The sequence below is a fragment of the Prauserella rugosa genome, assembly GCF_000719975.1.
In the GTDB taxonomy this organism is placed as follows: Bacteria; Actinomycetota; Actinomycetes; order Mycobacteriales; family Pseudonocardiaceae; genus Prauserella; species Prauserella rugosa.
On record NZ_JOIJ01000001.1, the window covers coordinates 468,917 to 483,648 of the forward strand.

At 70.1% G+C, this 14,732-nt stretch carries 13 protein-coding genes; 8 read left to right on the forward strand and 5 right to left on the reverse strand.

The window, feature by feature from the left end; all coding sequences use genetic code 11:
- Positions 1-14: 14 nt before the first annotated feature.
- Positions 15-674 carry a response regulator gene (locus tag IF64_RS0102265; RefSeq protein WP_030530289.1) on the reverse strand — a complete coding sequence of 220 codons (660 nt, stop codon included), beginning with the start codon at positions 672-674 and terminating at the stop codon, positions 15-17.
- Complete coding sequence (locus tag IF64_RS0102270) at positions 671-1,963, reverse strand: sensor histidine kinase (RefSeq protein ID WP_030530290.1); 1,293 nt, start codon at positions 1,961-1,963, stop codon at positions 671-673. The genes IF64_RS0102265 and IF64_RS0102270 overlap by 4 nt, the downstream gene beginning before the upstream one ends.
- Before the next feature lie 176 nt (positions 1,964-2,139).
- On the opposite strand from IF64_RS0102270, the gene IF64_RS0102275 reads away from it, so the two are divergent.
- The 5 genes from IF64_RS0102275 (at position 2,140) to IF64_RS0102295 (ending at position 9,177) form a co-directional block, all read left to right on the forward strand.
- The gene (locus tag IF64_RS0102275; RefSeq protein ID WP_051757388.1) at positions 2,140-3,807 is read left to right on the forward strand and encodes a dynamin family protein; all 1,668 of its coding nucleotides are present in this window, start codon (positions 2,140-2,142) and stop codon (positions 3,805-3,807) included.
- The gene (gene grpE, locus IF64_RS0102280) at positions 3,804-4,202 is read left to right on the forward strand and encodes a nucleotide exchange factor GrpE (RefSeq protein ID WP_030530292.1); all 399 of its coding nucleotides are present in this window, start codon (positions 3,804-3,806) and stop codon (positions 4,200-4,202) included. Before IF64_RS0102275 ends, grpE begins: the two co-directional genes overlap by 4 nt.
- Positions 4,203-4,273: 71 nt before the next feature.
- The gene (locus IF64_RS0102285; RefSeq protein WP_211252502.1) at positions 4,274-6,133 is read left to right on the forward strand and encodes a dynamin family protein; all 1,860 of its coding nucleotides are present in this window, start codon (positions 4,274-4,276) and stop codon (positions 6,131-6,133) included.
- A gap of 134 nt (positions 6,134-6,267) precedes the next feature.
- The gene (locus IF64_RS0102290) at positions 6,268-6,966 is read left to right on the forward strand and encodes a DUF6802 family protein (protein WP_030530294.1); all 699 of its coding nucleotides are present in this window, start codon (positions 6,268-6,270) and stop codon (positions 6,964-6,966) included.
- Between the two features lie 381 nt (positions 6,967-7,347).
- Positions 7,348-9,177: a phosphoenolpyruvate carboxykinase (GTP) gene (locus IF64_RS0102295; RefSeq protein ID WP_030530295.1), complete on the forward strand. Its 1,830-nt coding sequence runs from the start codon at positions 7,348-7,350 to the stop codon at positions 9,175-9,177.
- Between the two features lie 69 nt (positions 9,178-9,246).
- Here the strand turns inward: IF64_RS0102295 and IF64_RS0102300 are convergent, their stop codons facing one another.
- Positions 9,247-9,981 (reverse strand): class I SAM-dependent methyltransferase, encoded by a 735-nt coding sequence (locus tag IF64_RS0102300; protein ID WP_030530296.1) that lies wholly within the window; start codon positions 9,979-9,981, stop codon positions 9,247-9,249.
- 114 nt (positions 9,982-10,095) lie between these two features.
- Here IF64_RS0102300 and IF64_RS0102305 point away from each other — a divergent pair, with 114 nt between their 5' ends.
- The 3 genes from IF64_RS0102305 to IF64_RS0102315 are packed head-to-tail and all read left to right on the forward strand — an operon-like array spanning position 10,096 to position 12,804.
- The gene (locus IF64_RS0102305; RefSeq protein ID WP_030530297.1) at positions 10,096-10,938 is read left to right on the forward strand and encodes a TIGR03621 family F420-dependent LLM class oxidoreductase; all 843 of its coding nucleotides are present in this window, start codon (positions 10,096-10,098) and stop codon (positions 10,936-10,938) included.
- 50 nt (positions 10,939-10,988) lie between these two features.
- Positions 10,989-11,612: an ABC transporter ATP-binding protein gene (locus IF64_RS0102310; protein ID WP_030530298.1), complete on the forward strand. Its 624-nt coding sequence runs from the start codon at positions 10,989-10,991 to the stop codon at positions 11,610-11,612.
- A 31-nt stretch (positions 11,613-11,643) separates the two neighbouring features.
- The gene (locus tag IF64_RS0102315) at positions 11,644-12,804 is read left to right on the forward strand and encodes a hypothetical protein (RefSeq protein WP_030530299.1); all 1,161 of its coding nucleotides are present in this window, start codon (positions 11,644-11,646) and stop codon (positions 12,802-12,804) included.
- Positions 12,805-12,814: 10 nt separating this feature from the next.
- On the opposite strand, the gene IF64_RS0102320 is transcribed toward IF64_RS0102315, so the two are convergent.
- Together IF64_RS0102320 and IF64_RS0102325 are read right to left on the reverse strand one after the other, a co-directional pair.
- Complete coding sequence (locus IF64_RS0102320) at positions 12,815-14,113, reverse strand: Nramp family divalent metal transporter (RefSeq protein ID WP_030530300.1); 1,299 nt, start codon at positions 14,111-14,113, stop codon at positions 12,815-12,817.
- A gap of 56 nt (positions 14,114-14,169) precedes the next feature.
- On the reverse strand, positions 14,170-14,460 hold the full coding sequence (locus IF64_RS0102325; RefSeq protein WP_030530301.1) for a helix-turn-helix domain-containing protein: 291 nt from the start codon (positions 14,458-14,460) through the stop codon (positions 14,170-14,172).
- Positions 14,461-14,732 lie beyond the last annotated feature (272 nt).

Consider the following 14,732-nt stretch of genomic DNA (forward strand, 5'->3'; position numbering starts at 1 on the left):
GCATCCAGCGCAGATCAGTCCCGCGCCCCCGGCCGGGTCAGGCCCGTTTCGTAGGCGAGGACGACCGCCTGCACCCGGTCGCGCAGGTCCAGCTTGGACAGAATGCGGCCGACGTGCGTCTTGACCGTCGCCTCCGACAGGTGCAGCTCGGCCGCGATCTCGGTGTTCGACAGGCCCTTGGCCACCTGGACGAGCACCTCGCGTTCGCGGTCGGTGAGCACGTCGAGCGCACCGGCGTCGCGCGGTGCCAGCCGGCCCGTGTCGACGAACCGGTCGAGCAGTCGCCTGGTCACCGCGGGCGAGACCACCGCGTCACCCCGTGCCACCGACCGCAGGGCCGAGACCAGGTCGTCCGGCGGCGTGTCCTTGAGCAGGAAGCCCGATGCGCCTGCCCGCAACGCCGAGTAGACGTACTCGTCGAGATCGAAGGTGGTCATCACCAGCACCCGGGAACTGCCGGAGGTGACGATCCGCCGCGTCGCCTCGACGCCGTCGAGCACCGGCATCCGCACGTCCATCAACACGACGTCGGGACGCAGCTGTTCGGCCAGCCGCACGGCCTCCTCGCCGTTCGCCGCTTCGCCGGCGACCTCCAGATCGCCCGCCGCGCCGAGCACCATGCGGAAGCCGACACGCATCAGTTCCTGGTCGTCGACGAGCAGCACCCGGATCATGCGTCCAACCCTAGGGAACCGGAGTTGACGGGCAGTGCGGCACGCACCCGCCAGCCACCGCCCGGCGCGGGACCCGCCTCGAGGACCCCGCCGTGTACGTTCGCACGTTCGCGCATGCCGATCAGCCCGTTGCCTGCGGCCTGCGCCGTCTCCCCCGTGCTCGGCACCGACGTGTGCGCCGTGGTCGCCAGCACGGGGTGGGCGCGGCCGGCCCCGTCGTCGTCGACGGCGATGCGCACCGACGCGCCGGCGGCGCCGTCCCCACCGCCGTCCCCACCGCTGACCCCACCGCTGTCCTCACCGCCGCCGTCGGCGACGTGTCGCACCCGCACGTGGGCACGCGTACCCGGGCCCGCGTGTTTGAGGCTGTTGGTGAGCGACTCCTGCACGATCCGGTACACGCCGAGGGCCACGCCTGCCGGAAGGTCGTCGAGCGGGCCCTCGGTCTCGAGTCGTACGGCCAGACCCGCGGCACGCATCCGCTCGGCGAGGTCACCGAGGTCGGCGGCCGTCGGCTGCGGGGTGCGGGCGTTCTCGCCCTGGTCGTCGCGGAGTATCGCCAGCAGCCTGCGCAGTTCGGCCAGCGCGCTGCGCCCGGTCTCGGAGATGGTGCCGATCGCGCGTTCGGCCACCTCCGGATTCGTCCGCACCGCGTACGACGCCCCGTCCGCGTGCACCACGATGACGCTGACCGCGTGGGCGACCACGTCGTGCAGTTCGCGCGCGATGCGTTCCCGTTCCTCGGCCACGGCGATCCGCGTGGCCTGGTGACGTTCGTTCTCCAGCAGCGCGAGCCGTGCCTCCACCTCGGCCTGGTAGGCACGGCGCGCACCCACGAACTCGCCCAGCACCCAGCACAACGCCAGCGACAGCACGACCGTCACCGTGTTGACGAGCCATTCCCCGGGGAACTCGATGATCTGGTGGGCCAGGCTGACCACGAGCGTCAACGCCGTGTAGACCGCCGCCTGCCTGCGTCCGGTGTAGACCACCAGCGTGTACAGGGCGATACAGCTGACGACCGCCACGCCGATCGTCGTCTTGCCGATCCCGAACACGACGTGCGGCACCGTCCACACCAGCACCCAGTACGCCATGAGCTGCGGGTGCCTGCGGCGGACCGGAACGGCCGCGAGCAGGCAGACGGCAAGCGGAATCCCGACGTACCACGGTGGCGGAGGGGGCACGTCCGGCACCGGGAACGCCACGAACAGGCTGTACAGCGCCACGTCGAGCGCGAACAGCACGATGGCGATGAGGCTGTCGCCCACGACAGGGTGGGCCCTCATCCACAGACTGATCCGGCGCACCCACCCACGGTAGGCGCGAGGTGACCACCGCCGCGTCCTCCTGTGGTCCCACGCCGGATCGGCGTTCAGGATGATCGGACGGGCCTGCGGCTACGGCCTGTCGGTGCGCGGTGGGAGGATGAGCACCGATCGCGAGCAGCACGGGAGGGGGTTCGATGACGGCGGACGGGGACAGACCGGCCGGGCCGCTCTCTGCGTCGGTCGCCGACCTGTGCACCCGCCTGCGCGGCCAGGTGGGCCCGCGCACCGCGGCCGGGTTCACCGAGGTGCTGCGCCGCCTCGAGGCGCCGTTGCAGGTGGCCGTCGCCGGGCGCATCAAGTCGGGCAAGTCGACACTGGTCAATGCGCTGATCGGGCGCCGGGTCGCGCCGACGGCCGTCGGTGAGTGCACTCGCCTGGTCACCCGGTTCCAGTACGGCACCGTCGACCGCATCGAGATCGTCTTCACCGACGGCACCAGGCAGGTCCAGCCGTTCGCGCCCGACGGAGGAATCCCCGCCGAACTCGGTGTCGACATCGACCGGGTGTCGCACATCGAGGCGTATCTGACCAACGCGGTGCTGCGCGACATGACCGTCATCGACACCCCGGGACTGGGCTCGCTCGACTCCTCCTCGGTCGCCCGCACCCAGCAGTTGCTCGGTGCGACCCGGCTCAGCGGCTCGCTCGATTCCGGCGAGTCCGAAAGCTCCGAAGGCAGTCGCGACACCGGCGACGGTGCCGCCTCGCCCACCGGGTCGGAGGAGCCCGACACGCTCGACGACACCTCACGCGGCGCGCTCGTCGGGGCCGAGGCGGTGCTCTACGTCGTCACGCAGGGCGTGCGCTCCGACGACCACCAGGCGCTCGCCGCGTTCACGGCAGCCACCGCGAGCAGGGAGCCAGGGCCGGTCAACGCCGTCGCGGTACTGAACAAGGCCGACACGATCCCGCCCGAATCCGTCGAGGGCGCCGACGGCGACGTGTGGAAGGCCGCGACGCTCCTCGCCCGCAAGCAGGCCGCCGTGCTGCGCCCGCGGGTGGCCGACGTGCTCCCCGTGATCGGCCTGCTCGCCGAGTCGACCGAGACCGGCGCCTTCACGCCCACCGAGGCCGAGGCCCTGCGCACCCTCGCCGCGCTCGACGACGCCGACCTCGAGGTCATGCTCGTCTCCGCCGACATCTTCACCACGTGGGACTGCGACGTGCCCTCCGGGGTGCGGGTGCGGCTGCTGGAGAAACTCGACCTGTTCGGCATCCGCCACGCGATCGAAGCCATCCGGACGGAACCGCAGATCACGGTGGGGGCCCTGCACCGGAGACTGCTCGACGTCTCAGGACTGGAGGCGGTGCGCGCCCGGCTGGCCGAGGTGTTCGCGGCGCGCGCGGACGGCATCAAGGCCGCCGCGGCGCTCGCGTCCATCACGGCACTGGCCCACGACTCCGGAGACAGGGCCGAACGCCAGCGGGTGCACGACGCGATCGAGATGCTGCTGGCCAGACCGGAGGCGCACCAGCTGCGGGTACTCGAGGCGCTCACATTGGTGACCTCGGGTGCGGTCGAACTGGCCGAGGACCTGGCCGAGGAGGTCCTGCGGGTGGGCAGCAACGCCGACGTCTCCGCGCAGCTCGGCATGCCGGGCGCGACGCCCGACCAGCTCGCCGCCCACGCCCTCGAACGTGCCGGGTGGTGGCGGTCGTTCGCCTCGTTCGGGGCGACCCCGGGCCAGGCGCGCGTGGCCCACGTCGTGCACCGAGCGTACTTCCTGCTCTGGCAGCGGCTGAAGGCGCAGGGCACGGGCAGCGGACACGTCCCGCCAGCCCAGCAGGGCGCAGGCCGGTGAACTCGCCGGAAACCGGTGTCCCGGAAGACGGAACCGTACCGGTGGGTACCGCGTCGGAAAGCGATGTGGACCCCGTAGCACTCGTGAGCGGCATCGACCGCGATCAGGCGCTGGCCGACCGTCAGGCGCTCATCCAGCTCTGCCTGTACGCCATGGACCGCGCCCACAGTGAGGGCGTGGCCGAGCGCATCGAGCAGGGCCTCGCCGCCATCGGGGTGCACGCACTGCGCCCGGACGGGGTGCGGTTCGACCCGGCCAAGCACGAGGCAGGCGGCGCGGTGCGCACCGAGGACGCTCGCCTCGAGGGCACGATCGCCGAGACCGAGTCGCCCGGGTTCGTCGACCACGACCGGCTGCTGCGGGCACCGATCGTGACCGTGTACACGCGCCGCTAGGTCGCGGGCTTGATCGCACCGCCGTCGCGGCGCGCAACCCTGCGACCGGCACAGCCTTTAGGGTTCGGGTCGTGACCGCATCGACTGGTTCGCTCGGCAAGGTGGGCCTGCCCGCGCAGGTCAAGCAGGCGCGGGAGTCCCTCCTGACGCTGTTGCGCGGGGAAGCGCCCGAGTCGGCGGCGTGGGTCGAGCAGCAGCGGAAGGCGTCGGCCTCGAAACCGACCGTGGTGGTCGTCGGCGAGACCAACCGCGGCAAGAGTTCCCTGGTCAACGCGCTGTTGGCGAAGCAGGGTCTTTCCCCGGTCGACGCGGAGGTCGCCACGTCGACGTACCTGGTGTTCGACCACGCCGACGAGTGGAGTGCCCGCGCCTGCTATCCCGGGCAGCTGGCACCGGTGGGCTTCCCGATGGAGGAGCTCGTGCGGTGGGCGTCCGCGTCGCACGAGTTGCCGGAGGGACAGCTGCCTCCCCGCTACGTGCAGGTCGACGGGCCGTGTCCGCTGCTGGAACGCATCGCCGTCATCGACACCCCCGGCGTGGGCGGACTCGACGCAGGGCACGCCGAACTGGCCATGGAGGCGGCGGCCAACGCGACCGCACTGCTGTTCGTCGTCGACGCCTCCGCCCCGTTCACGTCGTCGGAGTTGCGGTTCCTCTCCGACATGAGCGACCGGGTAGAAACGGTGCTGTTCGCACTGGCCAAGACCGACCAGTTCCGGGGATGGCGCCAGGTGCTGGACGCCGACAGGACACTGCTGGCCGAGCACGCACCGCGGTTCGCCGACGCACCGTTCCACCCGGTGTCCGCCCGCATGTTCGAGATGGCGGCCACCGCGCCGAACGACCAGGCCGCGACGCTGCTCAGGCAGAAGTCCGGGGTGGCCGAGCTGCAGGGCGCGTTGCAGGAGACGCTCGTCGGCAGGGCCGCGATGCTCGCCGAGGCCAACACCCTGCGGGCGTTGTCGACGGCGCTCGGCGAACGGCACGCCAAGGCGCTCGCCGACCAGCGCGCCCTGACCTCGGGTGAGGACGAGGCCGCGGCGCTGCGGCGGCGCCGGGACGAGCTCACCACCGCGCGGCGGTCGTCGACCCGGGGTTGGCAGCTCAAACTCCGCGGCGAGATCCAGCGTGCGCGGGTCGACCTCACCCACGAGTCGGCTCGGCGGATGCGGGACGCCCAGGCGCACTTCCGGCAACAGGTGGACGGCGCGAACCGCAAGGACCTCAGGGACCTGCCCGCCCAGGTCGACGCCGCGCTGCAGGCCACGTCGCAGCAGGTCTCCGCGCTGCTGTCCCAGCGGCTCAACGAGGTCGCCGACGCCGCGCTGGCCGAACTGTTCTCGCAGGAGGAACTGGACGTCATCCGCGGGCAGCTCCTTCGCGGAGGAACCCCGCCGGTCGTGCTCAGACCGCAGGACAAGCGCCCGTCGTCGGCCGAGGACAAGCTGCTCGTGTTCATGGGCCTGACCAGCGGCGCGGGCGCGGCCAAACTCGCCGCGGCCCCGCTCGCGGGGTTCGCGCTGTTCAACCCGGTGGTGCTGCCCGCGACGATCGTCGTCGGGCTGGGCGCCGGCTGGTGGGTCGGCCGCACACGCAGGCACTCCGCCGACAAACAGCACACGAAACAGTGGCTGGTCGAGTCGATCGCCGACGCCCGCTCGACGCTCGACCAGCTGGTGTCCGAACAGCTCATCGAGGCCGAACAGCAGCTGTCGCTCGCGCTCGACGATGCGCTGAGCAGGCGCATCGAGGCCATCGAGGCGGAGCTGAAAGAGGTCGACAAGACGATCAAGATGGACGAGCAGGAGCGCAAGCGGAAGCTGAGCGTGGCGACCAAACGGGTCACCGGCCTGTCCGACGGGCGGGACCGCGCCGAGACGCTCCTTGCGCGCATCCGTGCCCTGCGCGACCGCCCCCGCACGGAAGAGTGAGCCTGGTGCAGGGAACCGAACAGGCCTAACGTGAGTCTCATCCACGAAAGCGCCCACCAGGGCGGCCGGGTCGGCGGGGGCCATTCCGGACAACAGAACGTGAGCCAGCAGCCCTGATTGAGGGGGAGTTTGCAGTGTGGGTCGACGACGGGACCACTGACACCACGGCCACCGGCGAGGACATCACGGTGACCGTGGAGGGCGAGGAGTACACGGCCGAGCTCAACCAGGACATCAACGGCGACGGCGTGTACGACGCCGCCCTCATCGAGCACGAGGACGGCAGCGCTCAGCTGTTCGCCGACAGCAACGGCGACGGCGAGGCCGACCTCTACGCGATGGCCGACTCCAACGGAAACGTCGTCGCCGAGGCCGAGTACGACGCGAAGAGCGGCAACTGGGTGGAGATGTCCGACGGGCCCTCCTCCGACTCGCCCGAGCAGGACACCAGCTCGGGCGGCACGATCACCGCCGACCTCGGTGAAGGGGACGTCGAGGTCGGGCCGGCGACGATCGACACCAACGAGGACGGCACCAACGACACGGCCGTCGTCGAGACCGAGGACGGCAAGACCATCGCCTTCACCGACGCCGACGGGGACGGCCAGGCCGACGTCGCCGTGGTGATCGACTCCAACGGCAACCAGGTCGTGCTCGAGACCGACGGCAACGGCGAGTGGACCGAGACGACCGACACCGGCGGATACGGTGGCGACTCGGCCTCCTCGGCGAGCTCCGACCAGTGGAGCGACGGCACCGCGTCGGTGGGTGCGGGCGTCGAGGGCGTCGCCAAGATCGACTCGGTCACCGGCCAGTGGATCAGCCAGAACTGAGCCATCCGCCGGTCGCGACCGGCAGCCCGAGCCGGCAGACCGGCAGCGGAGCACTCGAGCAGAGCCCCGGGAACGAACATCGTCCCCCGGGGCTCTGCTCTGTTCGGGTGCCATATCCGGCTTGAGACATTCGGTGAAAAACCTCTGGTCACTGCGCCGATCGGCGACAACTGAATCGATTCCCTGATCGTTCTTGTGAGAGAACCGACAGCGCTCGCCTGCCTGAGGCTGCAATTCGGCCGTTAGTCTCTGGGAATCCCCAAGAAAAGCACGCACCGCTTCGTCGGCGGTGTGTGAAGCCATTTCGGTCGCCGGCAACGGAGCCCGCACCAGGACGATGTAGTTCGGTGTGGGCTCTTGTCGTCGAAGACAGGAGAAGAGATGACTGCAGTAGCCATCCCAGGGCTGGACGACGCACCGACCACGCACAGTGGCGTGCTGTCTTGGGTGCGCGAGGTCGCGGAGCTGACTACCCCGGACCGGGTGGTGTGGGTCGACGGCTCCGACGAGGAAGCCGAACGCATCAACCAGGAACTGGTCGAGGCTGGCACGTTCGTCAAGCTCGACAAACGGCCGAACTCGTACTGGGCCGCGTCGGACCCGAGCGACGTCGCGCGGGTCGAGGAGCGCACCTTCATCTGCTCCGAGCGGGAGGAGGACGCCGGGCCCACCAACAACTGGATGAACCCGGACGAGATGAAGGCGACCATGACGGAGCTCTACCGGGGCTGCATGCGTGGTCGGACGATGTACGTCATTCCCTTCTGCATGGGTCCGCTCGGCGACGATGACCCGAAGCTCGGTATCGAGATCACCGACTTCGCGTACGTCGTGGCTTCGATGCGGGTCATGACCCGGATGGGCAAGAAGGCGCTGGACAAGTTCATCACCGAGGACGGCACCGAGCGCGAGTTCGTGCCGGCGCTGCACTCGGTGGGCAAGCCGCTCGAGCCGGGCGAGCAGGACGTCCCGTGGCCCTGCAACGACACCAAGTACATCACGCACTTCCCCGAGTCGCGCACGATCTGGAGCTACGGCTCCGGGTACGGCGGCAACTCGCTGCTCGGCAAGAAGTGCTACTCGCTGCGCATCGCCTCGGCGATGGCGCGCGACGAGGGCTGGCTCGCCGAGCACATGCTGATCCTCAAGCTGATCTCGCCGGAGAACAAGGCCTACTACGTGGCGGCCGCGTTCCCGAGCGCGTGCGGCAAGACGAACCTCGCGATGCTGCAGCCGACACTGCCCGGCTGGCGCGCCGAGACCATCGGTGACGACATCGCGTGGATGCGCTTCGGCGAGGACGGCAGGCTGTACGCGATCAACCCCGAGTTCGGCTTGTTCGGCGTCGCGCCCGGCACCGGCGAGAAGACGAACCCGGTGGCGATGAAGACCATCGAGAAGGGCAACACCGTCTACACCAACGTCGCGCTCACCGACGACGGCGACGTGTGGTGGGAGGGCATGACCAAGGAGGCGCCCGCCCACCTGACGGACTGGAAGGGCCGCGACTGGACGCCGGATTCGGACGAGCCGGCCGCCCACCCGAACTCGCGGTTCTGCGCGCCCATCTCGCAGATCCCGACGCTGGCGCCGGAGTGGGACGACCCGAAGGGCGTGCCGATCTCGGCCATCCTGTTCGGTGGTCGTCGTAAGACCACGGTTCCGCTGGTCAACGAGTCGCGCGACTGGCAGCAGGGCGTGTTCATGGGCGCCACGATGTCGTCGGAGAAGACGGCGGCCGCGGCGGGCAAGGTCGGCGAGGTCCGCCGCGACCCGATGGCGATGCTGCCGTTCCTCGGCTACCACGCGGGCGACTACTTCCAGCACTGGCTGGACACCGGCAAGAACGCCGACCAGTCGAAGCTGCCGAAGATCTTCTACGTCAACTGGTTCCGGCGCGGCGACGACGGCCGGTTCCTGTGGCCGGGCTTCGGCGAGAACACGCGCGTTCTCAAGTGGATCGTCGAGCGGCTCGAGGGCAAGGCGAACGCCCAGGAGACGCCGATCGGCCTCGTGCCCACGGCCGACGACATCGAGACGTCCGGCCTGTCCGAGCCGATCGAGGACATCCAGGCCTCGCTCGACGTCAACGTCGACGAGTGGAGGCAGGAGATCCCGCTCATCGAAGAGTGGTTCGCCTCCATCGGCGAGGACAAGATCCCGTCCGCGCTGAAGGACGAGCTCGCGGCGTTGAAGCAGCGCCTCGGCTGACGCCTTTCTTCGAGCCCCCGAGGGCCCCATAGTTGCGTTCAACGCGACCATGGGGCCCTCGGGGGCTTTTTACGTGCGCGGGGTGCTTCGGGTGAGGAACACGTACTCCAAGCCGGGGCGATCGGGTGCGTCGCGGACGTCGGTGACGTCGAACCCCGCGGAGTGCAGGCTCGCGGCGATCTCGTCGTGCTCGCGGAACCGCAGGGTCGAGTCCGAGGCCAGTGTGGACCCGTCCGGAAATCGGTACGTGTGCCGAAACGAGACGAACGGCAGGTCGACATCGATAACGGTCCGGTCCTGGGTGACGTCGCCGACGCCGGGCACGGTGGCCGTCACCGGTTCGGCGTCCGACCAGTGTTCCCACGCGCGTGCCTGCGGGCGTCGCGTCTCGAACGCGAGGTGACCACCCGGCCGCAGCGCCGCGTGGATCGCGCCGAGGGTGCGGTGCCAATCCTCGTCGGTGAGGAACACCTGGGCGACGTTGCCGGTCATCATCGCGAGGTCGGCGCGAAACGCGGGCAGGTGCGCCGACACCGTGCCGGCGTCTCCGTCGAGCCACGTGACGTCGCCGCTCTTGCTCCGCGCGATGTCCAGGGACGCCTTCGCAGGGTCGACGCCGACGACCTCCCGGCCCGTCGCCGCCAGCGCGACGGCGGGCTCGCCGGTACCGCAGCCGACGTCGAGCACGCGGCGGGCGCGCAGCTCGTCGGCGATTTCCACGTAGAGCGGGATGTCGTCGCGAGGGCCGTCGAACGTGTCGTAGAGGGCTGCCAGGCGTGGGTCGGAGAACAGGTCGTCGGGCACGATCGGCACGGTAGGCAGGCGGGCCCGGGTGGGGCGAGTGGTTTTCCAGTGGTTTTCCGGGTCCCCCACTTTCGCCGCGCTCGCCCGGAGGCCGTTTTTCGGTAGCGTGCGGGCATGGAGTTCCGATTCGGCGTGAACATGCTCGCCTCGGGGGAACGGACTCACTGGCAGGACAGGTGCCGTAGAGCCGAGGATCTCGGGTTCGACGTCGTCGCCGTACCCGACCACATCGGTATGCCCGCGCCGTTTCCCTCGCTGGTCGCGGCAGCCGAGGTGACCGAACGGGTGCGGCTGGGGACGTTCGTCGTCAACACGGCGTTCCACAACCCCACGCTGCTCGCCCGCGACGTCGGCACCACCGATCTGCTCCTCGACGGCAGGCTGGAACTCGGCCTCGGCACCGGATACGCCAGGGAGGAGTTCGACGCGGCGGAGCTTCCGTTCCCCGGACCCGGCGCCCGTCTCGACCATCTGGAACGGTGCCTCGCCGTGTTGCGGGAGCACTACGGTGAGCGCAGGTTGCCGCCGATCGTCCTCGGTGGACAGCGCGACCGCATGCTGCGGATCGCGGCCAGGGAGGCGGACGTCGTCGGCTTCACCGGCGTGCGGTTCGATCGCGACGGTGCCGCGGCCACGCTCGTCGGACCGTCCGAACTGGACGAACGGGTGGCGTTCGTACGTGCCGAGGCCGGCGACCGCGATCCCGAGCTGAACCTGCTGATCCAGCACGTCGAGATCACCGGCGACCGGGCGTCCGCGTTGGAGAACCTCAGCCGGTACGCCCCCGATCGACCGGTCGCCGAACTCGGCGAGGCGCCGGTGCTGCTCGTCGGCACCGCGCGGCAGATCGCCGACCAGCTGCGCGCCCACAGGGAGCGGTTCGGCTTCACCTACATCACGGTGATGGACAAGGACCTGGACGCCTTCGCCGGTGTGATCGCCGAGCTGCGCCGATGAAGGGGGCGAGGTTCGGCAAGCGTGCACGGCCGACCGCCGGCACGCAGGCGATGGAGGTCGTCGCGGACGGGCTCGGGGTGCGTGCCGGTGACACGTGGCTGCTGCGCGGGGTCGACCTGCGGGTGCGGCCCGGCGAATGCCTGGTGCTGACCGGTCCGAACGGCAGCGGGAAGTCGACCCTGTTGCGGCTGGTGTACGGAACCCAGGAACCGACGGAGGGCTCCATCACCGTGGGCGGCCTTTCCCCGGACGAGCGTGACCGCGACTTCCGGCGACGCGTGTCGGTGCTGCTCGACGACTCCGATTTCTTCGCCGAGTTCACCCCCGTGCAGCATCTCGAGCTGTTGGCGGGTTCGTTCGGTGTGGATCTCGACGTCGACGCACTGCTCACCGAGGCCACATTGGACGATCGGGCACACGTCACCGCGGGTTCGCTGTCGGCGGGCCAGCGCCGTCGTCTGTTGTTGCTGGGCGCCACGGCGCGTCCGTTCGACGTCCTGCTGCTCGACGAGCCGGAGCGCGCGCTCGACACCGCGGGCAAACGCTGGTTGACCGACGTCATCGCCCGCGCCACCGGCCACGGGGCAGCCGTCGTGGTGGCCACCCACCATCCCCCGCTGCTCGACACCGCCGATCACGTCCTCGACCTCGCCGCGCTGGCACCGGTGTCGTGACCGAATCGCCCGCCGACCCGATCTGCGCCTGATGACCCTGCGCAGACTCCTCAGTGGTGACACGCCCACCCTGCTCGCGTTGTTCGTGGGTGGATGGCTGATCAGTGCGTTCTATCGCATCGAGTGGTGGCGGGGAGTGCTCGGCGCGGGCGAGGGCAGTCCCGCGCCGGTGGTGGTGTTCGTCGGCGTGACGGCGGTCGCCGTGTGGTCGTCACTGATGCGGCGGCGATTCCTGTGGGCCGAACCTGCGGCGTTGACGTGGCGGGATTTCATCCGCGCCCACGACCGCGTGCACGCCATCAGCGGCCGCGTGTGGTTCGGATGGTTGGCCCGGCTCGCCGGGTTGGCCTACCTCGGGGCTTTCGTGGGCGCCGTGTGGCGGGTTCCGGAGTGGTCGTGGGCGGTGATGGCCTGCGTCGTCGCCGTGGGTGGGCTGGTCGCGTTGCCGCTCGCGGCGGGCGTCGGCGTGCCGTGGCGACTGCCCGTCGCGGCACGGGCCACGCGCGAACGTCTCGTCGACGGCTGGCGCGAACGCGTGGTGCGCACCGTCGGCGTGACGTTCCTCGACCCCGGCATGGTGATGCCACCGGGAAGAGCGGTGCGCATGCGGGTGCGCTCGGCGCGGTCGTTCGTGGTGGCGGGCGTGCTCGCCCGCGCGCGGTACCTGCCCGCGGCGGCGATACTCGCGGTGGTCGCCGCGGCGATGCGGCCGGTGCTGCCCGCCGTGCCGGACGCCGCGCTCGTGGGCGTGTGCGCCTACGCGGCGCTGGTGCCGTTCGGCGGTGGTGCGGGATGGCTGTGGCGGTCGCCGGGACTGCGCCGGTGGTTGCACGAGCGCGACGTCGTGTTGCGGGCCTGGAACCTCGCCGCGGTGGCGATGCTCGCCGCGGTGTGGGGAGCAATGCTGGCGGTCGCCGGCCTCGTCGTCGGTGGCGTGGTCCCGATGACGGTCTGGCCGGTGCTGGCCGTCGTCGTGGCGTCCGTGGTCCGGACCGCGACCCGGCCGCCGGTCGACTACTCCACCCCGGCCGCGACCGACACACCGTTCGGACAGGCGCCGGTGCACCTCGTCGGACAGCTGCTCCGCGGTCCGGACCTCGTGCTCATCGGCGTCCTCGCCGCGCTCGCCCTCCCCACGGCCGCCACCGCCTGCGTCGCGGTGGCGCTGGCCGCGTGGTCGGTGCTGCGGTGAGGCTGTCCGATCAGAACAGGCCGATGATCTGGTCCACGGCCAGGTAGGCGAACAACACCAGGCAGATCGTCAGCAGCGTGTTCGACACCCAGCCCGAACGGCCCTCCCTGCCGACTCGGCCGGAGTTCAGCAACACCAGCAGGGTGCCGGCGAGGAACGGCATGAACAGCGCGCCGAGCACGCCGTAGGTCACGGTCAGCTGGAACGGCTGGTCCAGGAACAGCAGTGCCATCGGCGGGAACGTCAGCCACACCAGGTAGCCGCGGAAGACCGGACTTCCGATGCCGGCGCGGTGGTCGTAGTCGTCGAGCGAGTCGCCCTCGCTCGCCACGTACCGCGGCAGCCGCCAGGTCCGCCACCAGTCCGCGAACAGCAGGCTGACGCCGTTCCACACGCCGATGAGCGAGCTGAACGACACCGCGAAGAACCCGACCAGGAACGGGATCCGTGCCCACTGGCCGTAATCCTGCGCGAGGGTGTCGCCGAGCACGAGCAGACCCTCGTCACCGTCGACGACGTTGTGTCCCATGAGGATCTCGGCACCGACGACGAGCATCGCAAGCACGAAGATCCCGGTGGTGATGTAGCCGGCCAGGTTGTCGAGGCGCATCATCGACAGCCAGCGCGAGGATCGCCAGCCCTTCGCCAGCGTCCAGTAGCCGTACGAGGCCATGGTGATCGTCCCGCCGACACCGCCGATCAACCCGAGCACGTAGACGAACGAGCCGTCGGGCAGCCGCGGCACGAAGCCCTCCGCGGTTGCGACGAGGTTCGGCGTCACCAGGACCGCCGTGCCGACGACGGTGATGAACATGACGCCGACCAGCGCCGTCATGATCTTCTCGATCACGGGGTAGCGGCCGAACCACACGAGCACGAAGCCGAGAACGCCGGAGATCATGCCCCAGTAGCGCACGTCGAGCCACGGGAACAGCGCGTTGAGCGGCAGTCCGCTGGCCGACATCGCGGTCGCGCCGTAGACGAAGCCCCACACCACGGCGTAGGCGCCGAAGTAGACGAGCACCCAGCGCCCGAGCACGCGCCAGCCGGACAGCATCGTGCGGCCCGAGGTCAGATGCCAGCGTCCGACGGCCTCACCGAGCGCGATCTTGAAGATCGTCCCGACGATCACCGCCCACAGCAGCGTGTAGCCGTAGCGGGAGCCGGCCACCATCGTGGCGACGAGGTCACCTGCGCCGACACCCGTCGCCGCGGCCATGATGCCGGGGCCGATCTGGCGCAGTTTCGCCTTCCACCCGACGGGGACTTCCGGTTCGACGACGTCGGCATGATCGGAATCGCGGGACATGCGGAGCAATGTAAAGGACCGCGCCCGCCGAGGACAGAGGGGAAGGCGAGTCCGTGTCAGCCAGCCGCCAGGTGCGAGCCCGACGGCGTCGCCGGCCGCTCATCCTGGCCGCCGAGCGCGTCCCTCAACCGCTCGAGAGGCAGGTCGACCGCGTCGGCGATGGCGAGCACCGTGAAGAACGCCGGTGTCGGAATCCGGCCGGTCTCGATCTTGCGGAGGGTTTCCACCGAGATACCGGCCTCGGAGGCGACGTCGACCATGCTGCGTTCGCAACGTGCCGCGCGGAGGACGGACCCCAGCAGCTCACCCCGCTCGCGCTCGGCTTCACTCAACGGCACTCGCACCACGGCACCAATACTAATACCGATCTGTCCGCCGGGACAGCACGCAGCTGCAGGTGCGGACGCCCGCGTGGCATCCGCCGCGCCTGCTTGTGGGCACCTGTGCACCCATCCTGTGGATAACTCTGTGGAAAACCATGGAAAGGCTGTGTACAAGCTTGTGCACGCTTCGACGACAGCTGTGCATGACGCTGGCCGGGAACTGCTCCCGCCCGGAACGCCGAGGGGTCCGCCTCCCCGGATGGGAAGGCGGACCCCTCAACGCATCGGTGTCTTTA

What these genes read in the sequence shown, in the direction of transcription:
- IF64_RS0102315 (WP_030530299.1), top strand. Translation starts at nt 11,644, where the DNA reads ATGACCCTGCGCAGACTCCTCAGTGGTGACACGCCCACCCTGCTCGCG.
- IF64_RS0102310 (WP_030530298.1), top strand. Translation starts at nt 10,989, where the DNA reads ATGGAGGTCGTCGCGGACGGGCTCGGGGTGCGTGCCGGTGACACGTGG.
- IF64_RS0102295 (WP_030530295.1), top strand. Translation starts at nt 7,348, where the DNA reads ATGACTGCAGTAGCCATCCCAGGGCTGGACGACGCACCGACCACGCAC.
- IF64_RS0102275 (WP_051757388.1), top strand. Translation starts at nt 2,140, where the DNA reads ATGACGGCGGACGGGGACAGACCGGCCGGGCCGCTCTCTGCGTCGGTC.
- IF64_RS0102305 (WP_030530297.1), top strand. Translation starts at nt 10,096, where the DNA reads ATGGAGTTCCGATTCGGCGTGAACATGCTCGCCTCGGGGGAACGGACT.
- IF64_RS0102320 (WP_030530300.1), bottom strand. Translation starts at nt 14,113, where the DNA reads ATGTCCCGCGATTCCGATCATGCCGACGTCGTCGAACCGGAAGTCCCC.
- IF64_RS0102270 (WP_030530290.1), bottom strand. Translation starts at nt 1,963, where the DNA reads ATGAGGGCCCACCCTGTCGTGGGCGACAGCCTCATCGCCATCGTGCTG.
- IF64_RS0102265 (WP_030530289.1), bottom strand. Translation starts at nt 674, where the DNA reads ATGATCCGGGTGCTGCTCGTCGACGACCAGGAACTGATGCGTGTCGGC.